The organism is Legionella lytica (assembly GCF_044626755.1).
Classification (GTDB): domain Bacteria; phylum Pseudomonadota; class Gammaproteobacteria; order Legionellales; family Legionellaceae; genus Legionella; species Legionella lytica_A.
Genome location: NZ_JBGORX010000003.1, coordinates 274,083 through 287,652, shown reverse-complemented (window position 1 = coordinate 287,652; position 13,570 = coordinate 274,083). Strand labels below are relative to the sequence as shown.

Below are 13,570 nucleotides of genomic sequence, written 5' to 3'. Positions count from 1 at the left end.
AAAGTGCCCACACAGTTTGTCTTCTATCTTATTAATGAACGTTTGCCCCGAGGCGTGCTGCGTATTCTACTGATTTCGACTTCCATGTCAAACACTTTTTTCATTTTTTTTAAAAAAAGATTGCACAGTGCTTATTGTAAATGCAGCTTGGCGATTCTACGCTTACCTACTTGTATTACATAACTTTGCCCAGAAGCCAGAACCAGTGCGGGGTCTTCTGCTTTTTCGCCATCTATTTTAACCGCTCCCTGCTTCACCATACGCATGGATTCAGAAGTGCTTTGGGTTAAATTCATTTGCTTTAATAGTTGTGCCAAAGAAAGTGAATCATCATTTATTATAGAGAACTCTTCTAAATCTTCAGGAATGATTCCTTTTTGGAATCGCTCAATAAACTCTCTATGCGCTTGTTCGGCTTGCGCCTGATCATGAAAACGAACAATGATTTCTTTAGCGAAGTCTATTTTAATGTCGCGAGGGTTTGCTCCCTGAGCCACCGAATCTTTTAATTCCTGAATTTCTTTTCCTGTTTTAAAACTTAACAGATCAATATAGCGCCACATTAATTCATCAGATATAGACATGATTTTGCCAAACATATCTGCAGCCGGTTCATTGATACCTATATAATTGTCTAAAGACTTGGACATTTTCTTCACGCCGTCCAATCCTTCTATTAATGGCATCATCATAACGACTTGGGGTTCAAGGCCGTAATGCTTCTGTAATTCACGTCCCATTAATAGATTGAACTTTTGATCGGTTCCACCAAATTCCACATCAGCTTTAAGCGCAACTGAATCATATCCTTGTAATAAAGGATATAAGAATTCATGAATGGCTATAGGCTGACCTGAATTATATCTCTTATTAAAGTCATCACGCTCTAGCATACGTGCTACAGTGTGCGTCGCCGCCAAGCGAATTAAATCCACGGCAGTAAATTGCCCTAACCACTGTGAGTTGAACGCAACGGTTGTTTTTTGTGGGTCAAGAATTTTGAACACTTGCTCCTGATAGGTCTTCGCATTTTCAATAACAGTTTCCTGACTCAAAGGCATGCGCGTTACATTCTTTCCTGTTGGGTCACCAATCATTGCGGTAAAATCCCCAATCAAAAAAATGACCTCGTGCCCATATTGTTGGAACTGTCTTAACTTATTAAGTAATACCGTATGTCCCAAATGCAAATCGGGCGCCGTCGGATCAAACCCTGCCTTTATTTTTAAAGGAGTTCCCTTTTGGAGCTTTTTTTCGAGTTCTTGCTGTGGAAGTACCTCTTCACAGCCTCGCATTAATTCGGAACAAACTGAATCTTCAACTATCATGGCATCAAAACCTTTATAAATGATTGACCTATCTTCTCACACCGAGTATCTTAGCCCGGTTGGCAATTTCCTGCCATACCCAAGAGGTGATTTTAAATAATTTGTCACCCGTTTTTGAACAAAATGCACACAGTGCATTCTTGCGGATGACAACATGTAGGCAAACAATGGATAAAAAACCTTATATTCGAACACGACATTCTGGTATTCAATCCAAATTATTAATGGGTTCTGCATTAATTGTTGCCCTTTCTCTACCTTATTTGCTGGTGAAAAGCTGTTCGCATGAGCACAATAGCCAAGCACGTCAATCTATTTCATTACCCAAGCAAGAAAAGAAACAAGTAACAGAAGAAAAAAAATCTGTCCCGCTTGTAGAGCTAGCTAAAGTAACAGAGCAGACAATTAAAAAAGAAGTTGAACACATTAATAAAGTAGAAAAGGTTAAAACTAGCCAAGCTAGTGTTCCCCATAAGTCGGATAAAACAGATAAAACAGAAAAGTCGGTTAAAAAAACTGTCGTAGCCAAAGCTGTAAAAACAGTCAAAGTAACCAAAGACAATGAATGGCAAACTGTTAGACCACGTGCTGGTGACTCTATGGCCGCCATATTCCATCGTCTTGGATTAACTGCGCAAAATTTACATTTGGTTGTCCATAAAAACCCCCATGCGAAAGTATTAACAGCGATTAAACCCAGTCAAGAATTGCAATTTTTGATTAATAAGAAGAAATTGGAAAAGCTGGTCATTCCTATGAATGATATCCAAACGCTAACCATATATAGAGATGGAGCCGTTTATAAGACCAAAGTCGACTCTAAAAAAGTAACGAACCAAGATCGTTATGTTACGGGTGTAGTGAAGGGATCATTATATACAACAGCACAACACTTAGGCATCCCCAGTAAATTAATGAGCCAAATGACTTCTATTTTAAGTAAACAAGTCGATTTTGCACATTCCGTACGTTCCGGAGATCGCTTTTCAATTGTTTATGAAGCACAGTATGTAAAAGATAAAATGGTGGGAATCGGTGATATTGTTGCCGCGAGCTATACCAGTAATGGTAAAACAGCCCAGGCAGTTCGTCATATCAGTGCAAATGGTTCACGTGATTATTATACGCCTCAAGGTGAAAGCTTTAAAAAAGCATTCTCACGTTATCCGGTGCGATTCAGCCATATCAGCTCAACATTTAGTAACTCAAGATATCACCCTATCTTGCGTTATCGCCGGGCTCATAAGGGGATTGATTTAGCTGCACCGATTGGTACACCGATTATGGCAACTGGTGATGGGGTTATTAAAACCATTGGTCGTCATAATGGTTATGGGAATATGATTGAAATTACCCATGATAAGAAGTTCAGCACGATTTATGGTCATATGCTTAAATTCCAAAAAGGCTTGTCTAAGGGAAGTAGAATTAAGCGAGGCCAGGTGATTGGTTATGTAGGGCAAACAGGTCTTGCTACAGGTCCTCATTGTCATTTCGAGTTGCATGTACATGGGCAGGCAAGAAATCCGACATCGACTTATTTACCAACGGCATCTCCAGTTCCTTCGCGTGAAATGGCAGCATTTAAAGCAAGAACTCGTTCTTTGTTTTCCCGCCTGCAGGCTATGGAAAAGACTGGCTTTGCTAGTAATAAAAACGATAAGAAGAAAAAGAAAGTTGGGTAGTATGGTAAACCCGTATTCGCCTAGCGTATTACGGGATTTTATGCCTCAACCATCCGGATTACGATTCGTCTAAAACGGGCTACGCTTGCTTGTTGCGTGGCCCGATTATCCAAATAAATAACGACAAATAACTACTGAGGCAATAATGCCCGCTAAGTCTGCCAATAAGCCGGCGGGAATTGCGTGGCGTGTTCTACGAATACCTACGGAACCAAAATACACAGCAATTACATAAAAAGTTGTTTCCGTGCTTCCCATCATGGTGGCTGCAGTTTTAGCAATTAATGAATTTCCGCCATATTGATGAATCAATTCCGCCATAATGCCAGTGGATGCGCTACCTGAAAAAGGACGAATAAGGGCTAAAGGTAAGACTTCGGAAGGCATGCCAATCAATTCCATAAGTGGGGCAAGCAGCCTTCCCAATAAGGTAAAAAAACCTGATGCCCGCAACATGCCAATCGCCACGATCATCGCAATCAAATAGGGTAAAATACTTAAAACCGTATCGAATCCTTGCTTAGCGCCAACAATAAAAGCATCAAACACATTAACCTTTTTTATGGCCGCATAAAATGGAATTCCTACTACAAACAGCAGCAGCATCCAATTGGATAGCTGATTAGCGATTCCACTCATAAGCTATCCGCCTTCTCAACACTAAAAATCGGTAATTTAGCAAGTTGCCTTACCACAATAATTGCGACTACCGTGGAAATAATCGTTGCCACTAAAGAGCTAAACACCACACTGGTAGGATTCGTGCTGCCATTAGCAGCAAGATATGCAATGGCGGTTGCCGGAATTAACTGCACGCTGGAGGTATTAATTGCAAGAAAAGTACACATGGAATTACTGGCAACACGGGCATGCTGATTCAATGTCTGCAGTTCCTTCATTGCTTGTAGTCCAAATGGGGTTGCCGCATTGGCAAGACCGAGCATATTAGCGGAAATATTCAAAGCAATGGCCCCCATCGCCGGATGATCGATAGGCACATCCGGAAATAATCGTCGTAACACCGGTCGCAAAACTTTACCCAAGATTTTGATCAAACCAGACTCTGTGGCTATAGACATAATTCCCAGCCACAAACACATAATTCCCGCCAAGCCAAGAGCAATTTCAAAGCCCAGTTTGGCAGAATCTGTGACTGCACGAACCACCTCATCAATCCGTCCTTCAATGACACCAACTACAATTGAAAGCAGTATCATTCCTAACCAAATTATATTTAGCATTCTTGCCTCCAGGCTCTGGAACAAGTTAACATGTACTCCACATCCAGCTCAAAATATAAGATACTTCTGATGAAATACACTTCTGCTCCCTTACGCAAATTTGCTTTGCTTATTGGTTTTCTTACTTGTACCAGTAGCCATGCTTTTGATTCCAGCACCACTGAAAAACAAGCAAATTCGTCAATAGAAGAACTATATCATAAGCTAAACCGCATGCCGAACATTTCTATGGCGGGGCGTATCGATTGGATAAGTAAGCACTTTATTGGGATGCCTTATGTGCTAGGCTCCTTAGGAGAAGGTCCTAAGGCTCGTTATGATCAATTTCCTCAATATCGTGTTGATGCCTTTGATTGTGATACTTATGTAAATACCGTGGTCGCTTTGGCATTAGCAAATTCGCTGCCTTCATTTCAACAATGCATGCAAAAAATGCGCTATAGCAATGGCAAAGTGTCTTACATTCAACGAACCCATTTTACGGGTTTGGATTGGAATCAATACCATCAACAGGAAGGGATATTCAAAGACATTACACAAATGATCAAAAACAAAAACAATCAGGCTGTAGCTCAAATGGCTACCGCCACCATTGACAAACCAAATTGGTATGCTTACAAAACGATACAAACTATTCGCTTGCAAAACGCCAATAAAGCAGAACAAGAAAAACGCTTAGAAGAATTAAAAACAAAAGGAGCAAAACTGGAAATTAGGTCAGAAAATGTGCCTTACCTGCCTTTGACTTCATTATTCCCCAAACAAAGTAAACCAGATTTACAGTTATTCGCGCAAATTCCTAACGGCGCGATTATTGAAATTGTACGACCTAATTGGAATGTAAAAGATAAAATTGGTACCTCATTGAATATCTCACACTTAGGCTTTGCTGTTTGGAAGGACAAAGTCCTGTATTTTAGACAGGCCTCATCCGAATATGGCAAAGTAGTCGAGGTTTCTTTAGTTGATTACCTGAAGGATGCGCTTAAGAGCCCCACGATTAAAGGAGTGAATGTCCAGGTAATCGTGCCAAAGCAGTCTCCTTGTTCTAGTTAATTACGAAGCACCTATTCGCGTAGGTTAATACGAAGTGAAGCCGTATTAATCCTACGCGAATAGGGACTACATATTGCAAAATGCAGGTTTCAATGCGCTTCCAGTTTAGGTAGACTATACCTCAATTACTGAACATGCTATTTAGGAATTGCAATGAATTATGGATTAATAGAAAAACCAGCACTATCGGCCACTGACTGTCTTGTACTTGGTATCTTTTCTGATGAAAAACCCTCAGGCTTTGTTGAAGACCTTGATAAAGACCATGATGGTTTAATTAGTAAACTATCTCAAAGAGCATCTGAAGCAGGCGATCTTATTTGGCACACCAGTGCGCAAGGCCATTCCTTATTATTGGCTCAGTGTGGCAAGAAAGAAAAATTTAGCTCTAAACTGCTGAAAAAAAGACTATCGGAAATTACTGATGCAATAATCAAACACCGTTTCAAATCAGTTACCCTTTGCCTCCCCCAAATAACGCAACATACTGCTGATTGGCAACTCGAACAAATGATTATGCAAATAGATAATCATCGTTTTCAACAGCTGGAATTTAAAAAGAAACATGCCAAACCTCATCATTTAGCCCAAGTTAATTTTTATTTGCCCGAAGCAAACCCCAAAGCATTAGATGCGGGGCAAGCAATTGCTCAGGGAATTGAGTTTACTCGCCAACTTGGGAATCTGCCCGCCAATATTTGCACCCCAACTTATTTGGGAGAGCAGGCCATACAATTAGCAAAAGAATTTCCAAGCCATCTCAGTTGTACCGTATTAGGGCCTGACGAAATGCGTCAGCTCGGAATGGAAACTATCTTGGCAGTATCCCAAGGCTCATCTCAGCCACCACGTTTAATTGACATTCAATACAAAGGTGCTGGCGATGCCGCGCCGATTGTGCTGGTTGGTAAAGGCATTACCTTTGATTCAGGTGGCCTGACCATTAAACCAGGCAATACCATGGATGAAATGAAGTATGATATGTGTGGTGCCGCGAGCGTATTAGGCACGATCAAAGCGTGTGCTCTGCTGCAATTGCCAATCAATATCGTGGGCTTAATTGCCAGCTCTGAGAATATGCTAAGTGGTTCCGCAGTAAAACCAGGTGACATTGTTACCAGTATGTCTGGCCAAACAGTTGAAATTCTTAATACGGATGCTGAGGGTCGTTTAGTGTTAGCAGATGCTTTAACGTATGCCGAGCGTTTTAATCCTGAGTTTGTATTGGATATTGCAACCTTAACCGGCGGCATTATTGTTGCCTTAGGTACTGTTGCTACGGGCTTAATGACCCAGGATGATAACTTAGCTCAACTTATTGAAGATGCGGCTATAGAAAGTACTGATCGTGTCTGGCGTATGCCCTTAGATGAAGATTATCAGGATGCACTCGATAGTCCTTTGGCTGACATGATTAATGCGGGCTTTGACCGCACCGCCAGTAGTATTACCGCCGCCTGTTTCTTATCGCGATTTACGGAAAAATATCGATGGGCTCATTTAGACATTGCAGGGACTGCCTGGACTTCCGGAAAAAAACGTAATGCAACTGGAAGACCCGTTCCTTTATTAACTCAATTAATTCGCCATGTCGCCAATTCGCGTTGATTTTTATTTATTGGAAAGCGATCAAGACCACGCTCGGTGGCTGATCGCGTGTCGTCTTTTAGAAAAGGCTTATCATCGGGGTCATAGGGTTTATGTTTTTTGTAACAATCAACATGATGCCGAATTGATTGATGAGTTGTTATGGACCTTTAAAGAAGACAGTTTTATTCCCCACAACCTGCAAGGTGAAGGACCAGAGCCTCCCCCACCAATACAAATTGGTTATGCCCAGGAGCCGCGTGGATTTAATGATATTTTGTTAAATTTGAGTGATCAAATTCCAGCTTTTTATCCTAAGTTCAAACGAGTTATGGAACTGGTGAGTAACCGAGAAATGGAAAAGGAACAAAGTCGGATTCATTATCGTGAATATCGAGTTAAGGGTTGTGAGTTACACACGCATCCGATCAAATAATTAAGTGTGCCCTGGTTGCAAGCAACCAGGGCACACTTAATATATTATGCATCCCATAACACATTACACTCATCTCGGATCGAGGCCTGCAATAAATTAAGTAGAGGAATTGCGCGTTTCTCCAAGCCAATTAGCATTTCACCATCCTCATCTTCTTTAGCTGAAGATTGAGAGCCACTCTTTGCCAAACCCTGTTGTAAATGCGTCAATGCCTGGGGCAGATCTTCAAATTTAATTGCCCCGGGTACCGTACCACTGTGTCCCATTAATAACAATAATTGCTTCGCGACATCGCCAAAATAAGTAATGTCTTCGTATGCATCAGAATGAAAGGTCACTAACATAGCAAAACTCCTTTTTAGTGGCAGTTATTAGTTGCCATAAGCCCGTAACAAATATTCAGCTACAGCGCGTAATCCCATTGCCTCACCGCCCTCAGGTTTACCTGGTTTAGAACCTAAATTCCACGCCATAATGTCAAAATGAACCCAGGGTGTGTTCTTGGAAATAAAACGTTGCAAAAATAGCCCAGCGGTAATCGCCCCCGCATAAGGACTATCACTGGCATTAGCAATATCGGCAACGCTCGAACGTAAAATTTCTTCATAGCCAGCAAATAGAGGTAAACGCCAAACAGGATCCGCTGTTTTTTGTGCTGTTTCCTGAAGGGCGGCCGCCAATTGATCATCATTAGTAAACATAGCAGAAATTTCAGTCCCTACCGAAACCCGAGCCGCCCCCGTCAACGTAGCAAAATCAATGATTAAATCCGGTTGCTCTTCACTGGCTTTAACTAATGCATCAGCAAGAATCAAACGCCCTTCAGCATCCGTATTATGAATCTCTACCGTTAAACCATTGCGCATCGTCAATACATCGCCAGGCCTAAAGGCATTAGGACCAATCGCATTTTCTACTGCAGGAACTAATACATGTAGACGAATAGGTAAATCGCGCTCCATAATCCATTGAGCTAAACCAATAGCATGGGCAGCCCCTCCCATGTCTTTTTTCATCAAGCGCATGCCCGAAGCTGATTTAATATCTAAACCCCCACTGTCGAAGCAAACACCCTTGCCAACCAAGGTGATTTTAGGATGGTTTTCATTACCCCAGACTAAAGACAATAGCCTTGGTGCTGATGCAGCGACCGCTGCACGGCCTACCGCATGAATGGCAGGAAAATTGTCTTGTAATAAGTCATCACCAACCCATTGCGTAAATCGTCCACCGTAGGTATCCGCCAAGCCCTGTACCACTGTCGCTAATTCCTGTGGCCCTAAATCGCTGGTTGGTTTATTAATCAAATCACGTACTAAAAAATGAGCTTGGGCTAAGGCATTTATATTAGCGAGCTCTTTGGCTGGAATCACCAGGCGTCGTGGTGCTACAGAGGTTTTTTTATATTCTTCATAACGATATTGCGCCAGCGCCCAATAAACCCTGGCTTCTTGAGTTACTTCACCTTGAACCTGATAGGTATTTGCGGGCAATTGCTGCGCTGCATTTGCCAAAGCCAATTCATAGCTACCAAGACCGGTGCCTATGTAAACTCGATCAATTAAGCCATCCGCATTATTGATTAAACAATAATCTCCTGCCCTTCCTTTAAATTCTCTTAACTCAAAAGAATTACGCTCCACTGCTGCAAACGAATTAATCCCTTCCTCCCATTGAGATTGGGATATTAAATAAAGGGGAATTGCTCGATCAGAACGAGTCTCATAAAATAACTCTGCATGCATTTTTTATTCCTTCATTTGACCACGAAAATGCTTAGGTCTAAGTCCTGTCAAACCTAAAACGAACAAATAAATCACCACCACAGCCAGGACATGGGCTCCTAATAAGCCTAAGCGAGCTACTGGCTCAAGATTTAACCAATAATCAAGGGTTCCACCCATTAGAATTAAGTAAATGCTAATCGCTGCGTTAGCACATATTAATTGTATACTATATTTTAGCCAACCTGGCGAAGGTAGGTATACTTTGCGCTTTATTAATAAAAAGAGCAGAACGCCACAGTTCACATAACCGGCTAAAGCGGATGCCAGGGTTAATCCTGCATGAGCAAAATGCCAAACGAACACCGCGCATAAGATGGTGTTAACCACCATTGCCAAAGCCCCTACCTTCACCGGGGTGCTAATATCCTGACGCGCATAAAAACCCGAAGCTAATACTTTAATCATCATAAATGCGGGCACCCCTGATGCTAATGTAATTAGACTTTTTTGCGTTTGAATCACATCATTGGCAATAAATTTACCATAGGCAAAACAACTTACCACCAAAGGCATAGAAAATAAACACAGGCCTAATCCCGCAGGTATTCCAATCAGCAAAATGGAGCGTAATCCCCAATCTAATGCCTGTGAGTAATGAGTAATGCTTTGTTCTGCATGACGTCTGGAAAGATGTGGCAGAATTACGGTGGCGATTGCCACCCCAAATACCCCTAAAGGAAAATCAGTTAAACGATCGGTGTAATAAAGCCAGGATACGCTACCTACCTTTAAGAATGAGGCAAAAACACTATCTACCATTAAATTCAGTTGGGCAATAGAAACCCCAAATAATGCGGGGACCATTAATTTAAGTACGCGATTCACTCCTGGATCATTACGTACTAAGCGCGGCCGAACCAATAAATTTCTTCGATATAAAAACGGCAATTGAAATAATAATTGGATAATACCTGCGATTAATACTCCCCAAGCTAAACCAACTACGGGCTGAGGCAAGTGAGGGCATAAATAAAATGCTGCTAAAATCATGCTAATGTTGAGTAATACCGGGGTAATGGCAGGTACCGCAAAATAACCATAGGTATTGAGTACCGCTCCAGACATTGCGGTGAGGGAAACTAACATTAAAAAGGGAAAGGTAATGCGTAGCATTTCCGTAGTTAATTGTGCACGACCGCCATCATGACTAAAACCTGGGGCAAACAAGAAAACAATAATTGGCGCAGCGAACATCCCTATAATAGTAACTACAGTAAGGATCGAACTCAGGTAACCTGCAATCCGCGCGATAAAAACACGCACATCATCCGGCGAGCGTGTTTTTTGATATTCCGCCAGCACGGGAACAAATGCTTGCGCAAACGCTCCTTCAGCAAAAAGACGACGCATAAAATTAGGAATACGAAAAGCTACAAAAAAAGCATCCATTCCCGCCTGAGCACCAAAAAAATTAGCCAACACCATATCTCGAGCAAATCCCATCATGCGTGAAATGAAGGTCATTAATGAGACTAAGCTGGTTGAACGCAGCAAACTTTGTCGTTTAGGAATCATCGTATCGGTTTTCGTTGCAGACATATTTCTATCGATTATAAAATGAATCCCGTATAATATACCGAGAATGGCGAAACATACATAATTTTAATGCTATGTATTGACAGATATATACAGAATTCTATTGACAAAGTCTAGTCCATTGGGCAAGATCACCATCTTTTGTACCATCTGAATGAGTGGAGATTTTTAAGTGGCAAATATTAAATCAGCGATCAAACGTGCTCGCCAAAACGTGAAACTGCGTAAACACAATGCCAGTGCACGTTCTATGTTTCGTACTTACATCAAAAACGTGCTAAAAGCGGTTGCAGCAGGTAATAAAGAAGAAGCTACTGCTGCTTATGCTAAAGCACAACCAATTATTGATAAAGCTGCATGCAAGGGCTTAATTCATAAGAATAAAGCTGCTCGCATCAAAAGCCGCCTGGCTGTACGTGTTAAGGCAATGGCTGCTTAATTTGCTGCTGCTTATAGCAACTCCCCAAAACGTAGTCTGTGATTAAGTGAAGATTTAATACGGGCTATGTTTTCTTTTTTTTTCCCTAATATATACAGTCAGATCTCAAGCTGTACTGGACCTATTTCCTATTGCCTAAACTCCGAAAACAATTAAACCGGTAAAAACCGGCCCAATTGTTTTTTTGTTTCTTGGCGCCAGGTGCTAACTAGAGAACCCCGGAGGAGAAGAGGATGCTGAATTAGAAATAACTTTTGCTCTTGCATTCATTATGTTGCTGAATAAAACTTCTTGGGGTTTAAAAGCCGTTAGAATATCTAACAAACGCTGATTATCATTTACCACCGCCATTACCGCACCCACCGTTTGCGGATCTTTGGGAATATCAATTAATTTAGGCAGCTCACCGGCCAAAGAGTGATGAAGCCCATCTACTCTCTCATCTATTTCGTTTACCTCATCCATAGACTGTGCATTTTTCAGACTCTTTTCAAGCTCATTATATATGGTAGTCATCTGCTGAGCCGCACCTTGAAGCGCAATCAACGAGTCTATAAATTTCTTGGCTTCAATTCTCTTCTCCTCAGATAAGGAAAAATACATCTCATTGATAGCTAATGGCTGCCTGGCGTCATTAAGGTTTTGTGTCGCTATATCGGTATAGGCAAATAGAATCTTTACGTTAGAATTCTCTTCGCTCTCACAAAGTTGTAATAACTGATTCTCAACCGCTACATTTAGAGGAATATCTAATTCCACTCTTTTAGATTCACGGTAGATTCTAATTTGATTTTGCAGTTCGATCATTTGATGCGCTATAGAAAAAAGCGCCTCTGAAGTTTTCGCTTGAGTTAATTGCTCTTGAAATGCTTCGAGCCGTTGGTTAAACACATTTATCTCACTCATTTGAGGTTCAGTCTTAAAAAACTGTATGAGTCTTAGCGCTGCTTCTTTGACAGAAGAAGTACTGAAAAATGACGAGCTTCTATTCTTACCCATTTTTAATTCCTCAACGTTTATTGCCGCTAATATTTTAAACATCAAAATTCCTATTTTTTGTTTTTGATGTTGCAGCTACATCAGTAGACTGCGTCTGGTGTTCCTTATTTGTTTGCTCCATCTCGCTCAACAAAGTACCTTTTACTTCACTTAAGGTTATATTTACAAAAGAAGAAGCATCTAATAAGTCAATACCACTATATTTTTTAATTTGTTCAATCGCAGAATCAATGGATTCAGGCTGTTTCTCTAATTTTGTTAAAACATCAAGAGCCATTACCACCACCTGCCTATGCGTTGTATCGGATACGCGTTTAAGCGCCTGGGTAATTAAGCCCTTCATTCCTTGCTGATAATCACTAAGGGCTTTCTGCGCCCACAGAGGAATCGCCACATGTTCTTTACGGCTCTGCGCATCATCCATACCCATATTGGCTTTAACAACTTCATTTTGGGAACCTTGGACTTGTCGTGAGGAAGCAATCGCAGAATGAAGTCCACGACTTCCATAAGCTTCTCGATGTTTGAGAATTTCGTTGTGTTCTTCTTCCAATTTCTTCAATAATTCAACAATCTTCTGCGAACGCTGTAACTCATCTTTGGCATCCACGTTCACAACGGCTTGAATCTCTTCTCTTGCTTTGTCAAAATCCAATTTCAGCTCATCTGTTCTCAGACGACAAGGCTCTTGCATACCACCAAATAACCCTAGCTCCAAAAGATCAACCACGTCTAATTGTTGTGAAGGCTGACTGAAATATTTTTCCTCTTTAGATGGTTTTTCTGCTTCTTTATTAGTCCACTTTAAATAATATTCATTAAAAGTCATACACAATTTCTCAATCTCACCCTCCTTAAAAAATTTTAAATGCACCGAACTGTCTTTAAGGGCTAGCATATGCTGATTAAAATCTTCGGGTGTATAAGACTTATTGTCTCTCAAACGATAATGATTATGATTATGATTAGATTCGCCTTCAAGATGATGCATTAATTTTATATGTACCGCGTTACTTCCACGATAGTACATGTCACAACCATTACTTACTTTTTGGTGGGCTATTGCAGCAGCGTTATAAAGCTCATCACGAAATTCTTGAGGGTATTGATCCATATAGCCATCCGCCCAGAAATACCAGGTTAAACTGTGGCCTTTAACTTGTAAGGCTACACGAACCGGAATGTTCTTTTTCTCCAAGCCTTGTGTAGAATTTTCGTATGCTGTTTCATATACCTGACCTTTCGTTAATCGAAAAGTTCGCCCTGCTTCTTTATATTCATCTACTAATTTTCGATATTCTTGTTTATCACCTGAAGCAACAAGAAGTTGTAATTCTTCTGCTTCTTTTGATTTAAACGAATGCATAAAAGGAACATAATGAGTTTTATCAAGGAAAATAAAAAAAGGAGCTGGCATAACGGTCACCAATCAGGTTAGGTTAAAATCATCTTGTTACTTTAATAGTCTAATGGAAT

General features: G+C 40.9%; 13 protein-coding genes. 5 read left to right on the top strand and 8 right to left on the bottom strand.

Translation table 11 applies throughout. The features are described 5' to 3' along the window. Positions 1 to 131: 131 nt before the first annotated feature. A complete protein-coding gene (gene tyrS, locus ACD661_RS10965) occupies positions 132 to 1,328 on the bottom strand; it encodes a tyrosine--tRNA ligase (RefSeq protein WP_400187895.1) in 1,197 nt (398 codons plus the stop codon). Positions 1,329 to 1,495: 167 nt separating this feature from the next. Between tyrS and ACD661_RS10960 the strand changes: the two genes are divergently transcribed. Further along, complete coding sequence (locus tag ACD661_RS10960) at positions 1,496 to 3,013, top strand: M23 family metallopeptidase (RefSeq protein WP_400187906.1); 1,518 nt, start codon at positions 1,496 to 1,498, stop codon at positions 3,011 to 3,013. 105 nt (positions 3,014 to 3,118) lie between these two features. On the opposite strand, the gene ACD661_RS10955 is transcribed toward ACD661_RS10960, so the two are convergent. Further along, entirely contained in the window at positions 3,119 to 3,652 is a 534-nt protein-coding gene (locus ACD661_RS10955) for a spore maturation protein (protein WP_400187894.1), read from the bottom strand. Beyond that, positions 3,649 to 4,254 carry a nucleoside recognition domain-containing protein gene (locus ACD661_RS10950; RefSeq protein WP_400187893.1) on the bottom strand — a complete coding sequence of 202 codons (606 nt, stop codon included), beginning with the start codon at positions 4,252 to 4,254 and terminating at the stop codon, positions 3,649 to 3,651. The genes ACD661_RS10955 and ACD661_RS10950 overlap by 4 nt, the downstream gene beginning before the upstream one ends. A 69-nt stretch (positions 4,255 to 4,323) precedes the next feature. On the opposite strand from ACD661_RS10950, the gene ACD661_RS10945 reads away from it, so the two are divergent. The 3 genes from ACD661_RS10945 (at position 4,324) to ACD661_RS10935 (ending at position 7,333) form a co-directional block, all read left to right on the top strand. After that, positions 4,324 to 5,310 carry an N-acetylmuramoyl-L-alanine amidase-like domain-containing protein gene (locus ACD661_RS10945; RefSeq protein ID WP_400187892.1) on the top strand — a complete coding sequence of 329 codons (987 nt, stop codon included), beginning with the start codon at positions 4,324 to 4,326 and terminating at the stop codon, positions 5,308 to 5,310. 153 nt (positions 5,311 to 5,463) lie between these two features. Further along, a complete protein-coding gene (locus ACD661_RS10940) occupies positions 5,464 to 6,918 on the top strand; it encodes a leucyl aminopeptidase (RefSeq protein ID WP_400187891.1) in 1,455 nt (484 codons plus the stop codon). Beyond that, positions 6,899 to 7,333: a DNA polymerase III subunit chi gene (locus ACD661_RS10935; protein ID WP_400187890.1), complete on the top strand. Its 435-nt coding sequence runs from the start codon at positions 6,899 to 6,901 to the stop codon at positions 7,331 to 7,333. The genes ACD661_RS10940 and ACD661_RS10935 overlap by 20 nt, the downstream gene beginning before the upstream one ends. Before the next feature lie 44 nt (positions 7,334 to 7,377). Here the strand turns inward: ACD661_RS10935 and ACD661_RS10930 are convergent, their stop codons facing one another. The 3 genes from ACD661_RS10930 to murJ are packed head-to-tail and all read right to left on the bottom strand — an operon-like array spanning position 7,378 to position 10,659. Next, positions 7,378 to 7,677 carry a DUF1840 domain-containing protein gene (locus ACD661_RS10930; protein ID WP_400187889.1) on the bottom strand — a complete coding sequence of 100 codons (300 nt, stop codon included), beginning with the start codon at positions 7,675 to 7,677 and terminating at the stop codon, positions 7,378 to 7,380. A 27-nt stretch (positions 7,678 to 7,704) separates the two neighbouring features. After that, positions 7,705 to 9,078: a leucyl aminopeptidase family protein gene (locus ACD661_RS10925; RefSeq protein WP_400187888.1), complete on the bottom strand. Its 1,374-nt coding sequence runs from the start codon at positions 9,076 to 9,078 to the stop codon at positions 7,705 to 7,707. 3 nt (positions 9,079 to 9,081) lie between these two features. Beyond that, on the bottom strand, positions 9,082 to 10,659 hold the full coding sequence (gene murJ / locus ACD661_RS10920) for a murein biosynthesis integral membrane protein MurJ (RefSeq protein WP_400187887.1): 1,578 nt from the start codon (positions 10,657 to 10,659) through the stop codon (positions 9,082 to 9,084). A 169-nt stretch (positions 10,660 to 10,828) separates the two neighbouring features. Between murJ and rpsT the strand changes: the two genes are divergently transcribed. Beyond that, entirely contained in the window at positions 10,829 to 11,095 is a 267-nt protein-coding gene (gene rpsT / locus ACD661_RS10915) for a 30S ribosomal protein S20 (protein ID WP_400187886.1), read from the top strand. A gap of 204 nt (positions 11,096 to 11,299) precedes the next feature. On the opposite strand, the gene ACD661_RS10910 is transcribed toward rpsT, so the two are convergent. Together ACD661_RS10910 and ACD661_RS10905 are read right to left on the bottom strand one after the other, a co-directional pair. Continuing rightward, complete coding sequence (locus ACD661_RS10910; RefSeq protein ID WP_400187885.1) at positions 11,300 to 12,136, bottom strand: hypothetical protein; 837 nt, start codon at positions 12,134 to 12,136, stop codon at positions 11,300 to 11,302. Then, complete coding sequence (locus ACD661_RS10905) at positions 12,129 to 13,511, bottom strand: hypothetical protein (protein ID WP_400187884.1); 1,383 nt, start codon at positions 13,509 to 13,511, stop codon at positions 12,129 to 12,131. Before ACD661_RS10905 ends, ACD661_RS10910 begins: the two co-directional genes overlap by 8 nt. Between the last annotated feature and the right edge of the window lie 59 nt (positions 13,512 to 13,570).

Coding starts and splice junctions, on each gene's coding strand:
- ACD661_RS10940 (WP_400187891.1), top strand. CDS start 5,464: ATGAATTATGGATTAATAGAAAAACCAGCACTATCGGCCACTGACTGT.
- ACD661_RS10905 (WP_400187884.1), bottom strand. CDS start 13,511: ATGCCAGCTCCTTTTTTTATTTTCCTTGATAAAACTCATTATGTTCCT.
- murJ (WP_400187887.1), bottom strand. CDS start 10,659: ATGTCTGCAACGAAAACCGATACGATGATTCCTAAACGACAAAGTTTG.
- ACD661_RS10955 (WP_400187894.1), bottom strand. CDS start 3,652: ATGAGTGGAATCGCTAATCAGCTATCCAATTGGATGCTGCTGCTGTTT.
- tyrS (WP_400187895.1), bottom strand. CDS start 1,328: ATGATAGTTGAAGATTCAGTTTGTTCCGAATTAATGCGAGGCTGTGAA.
- ACD661_RS10930 (WP_400187889.1), bottom strand. CDS start 7,677: ATGTTAGTGACCTTTCATTCTGATGCATACGAAGACATTACTTATTTT.
- ACD661_RS10945 (WP_400187892.1), top strand. CDS start 4,324: ATGAAATACACTTCTGCTCCCTTACGCAAATTTGCTTTGCTTATTGGT.
- ACD661_RS10960 (WP_400187906.1), top strand. CDS start 1,496: ATGGATAAAAAACCTTATATTCGAACACGACATTCTGGTATTCAATCC.
- ACD661_RS10910 (WP_400187885.1), bottom strand. CDS start 12,136: ATGTTTAAAATATTAGCGGCAATAAACGTTGAGGAATTAAAAATGGGT.
- ACD661_RS10925 (WP_400187888.1), bottom strand. CDS start 9,078: ATGCATGCAGAGTTATTTTATGAGACTCGTTCTGATCGAGCAATTCCC.
- ACD661_RS10950 (WP_400187893.1), bottom strand. CDS start 4,254: ATGCTAAATATAATTTGGTTAGGAATGATACTGCTTTCAATTGTAGTT.
- ACD661_RS10935 (WP_400187890.1), top strand. CDS start 6,899: ATGTCGCCAATTCGCGTTGATTTTTATTTATTGGAAAGCGATCAAGAC.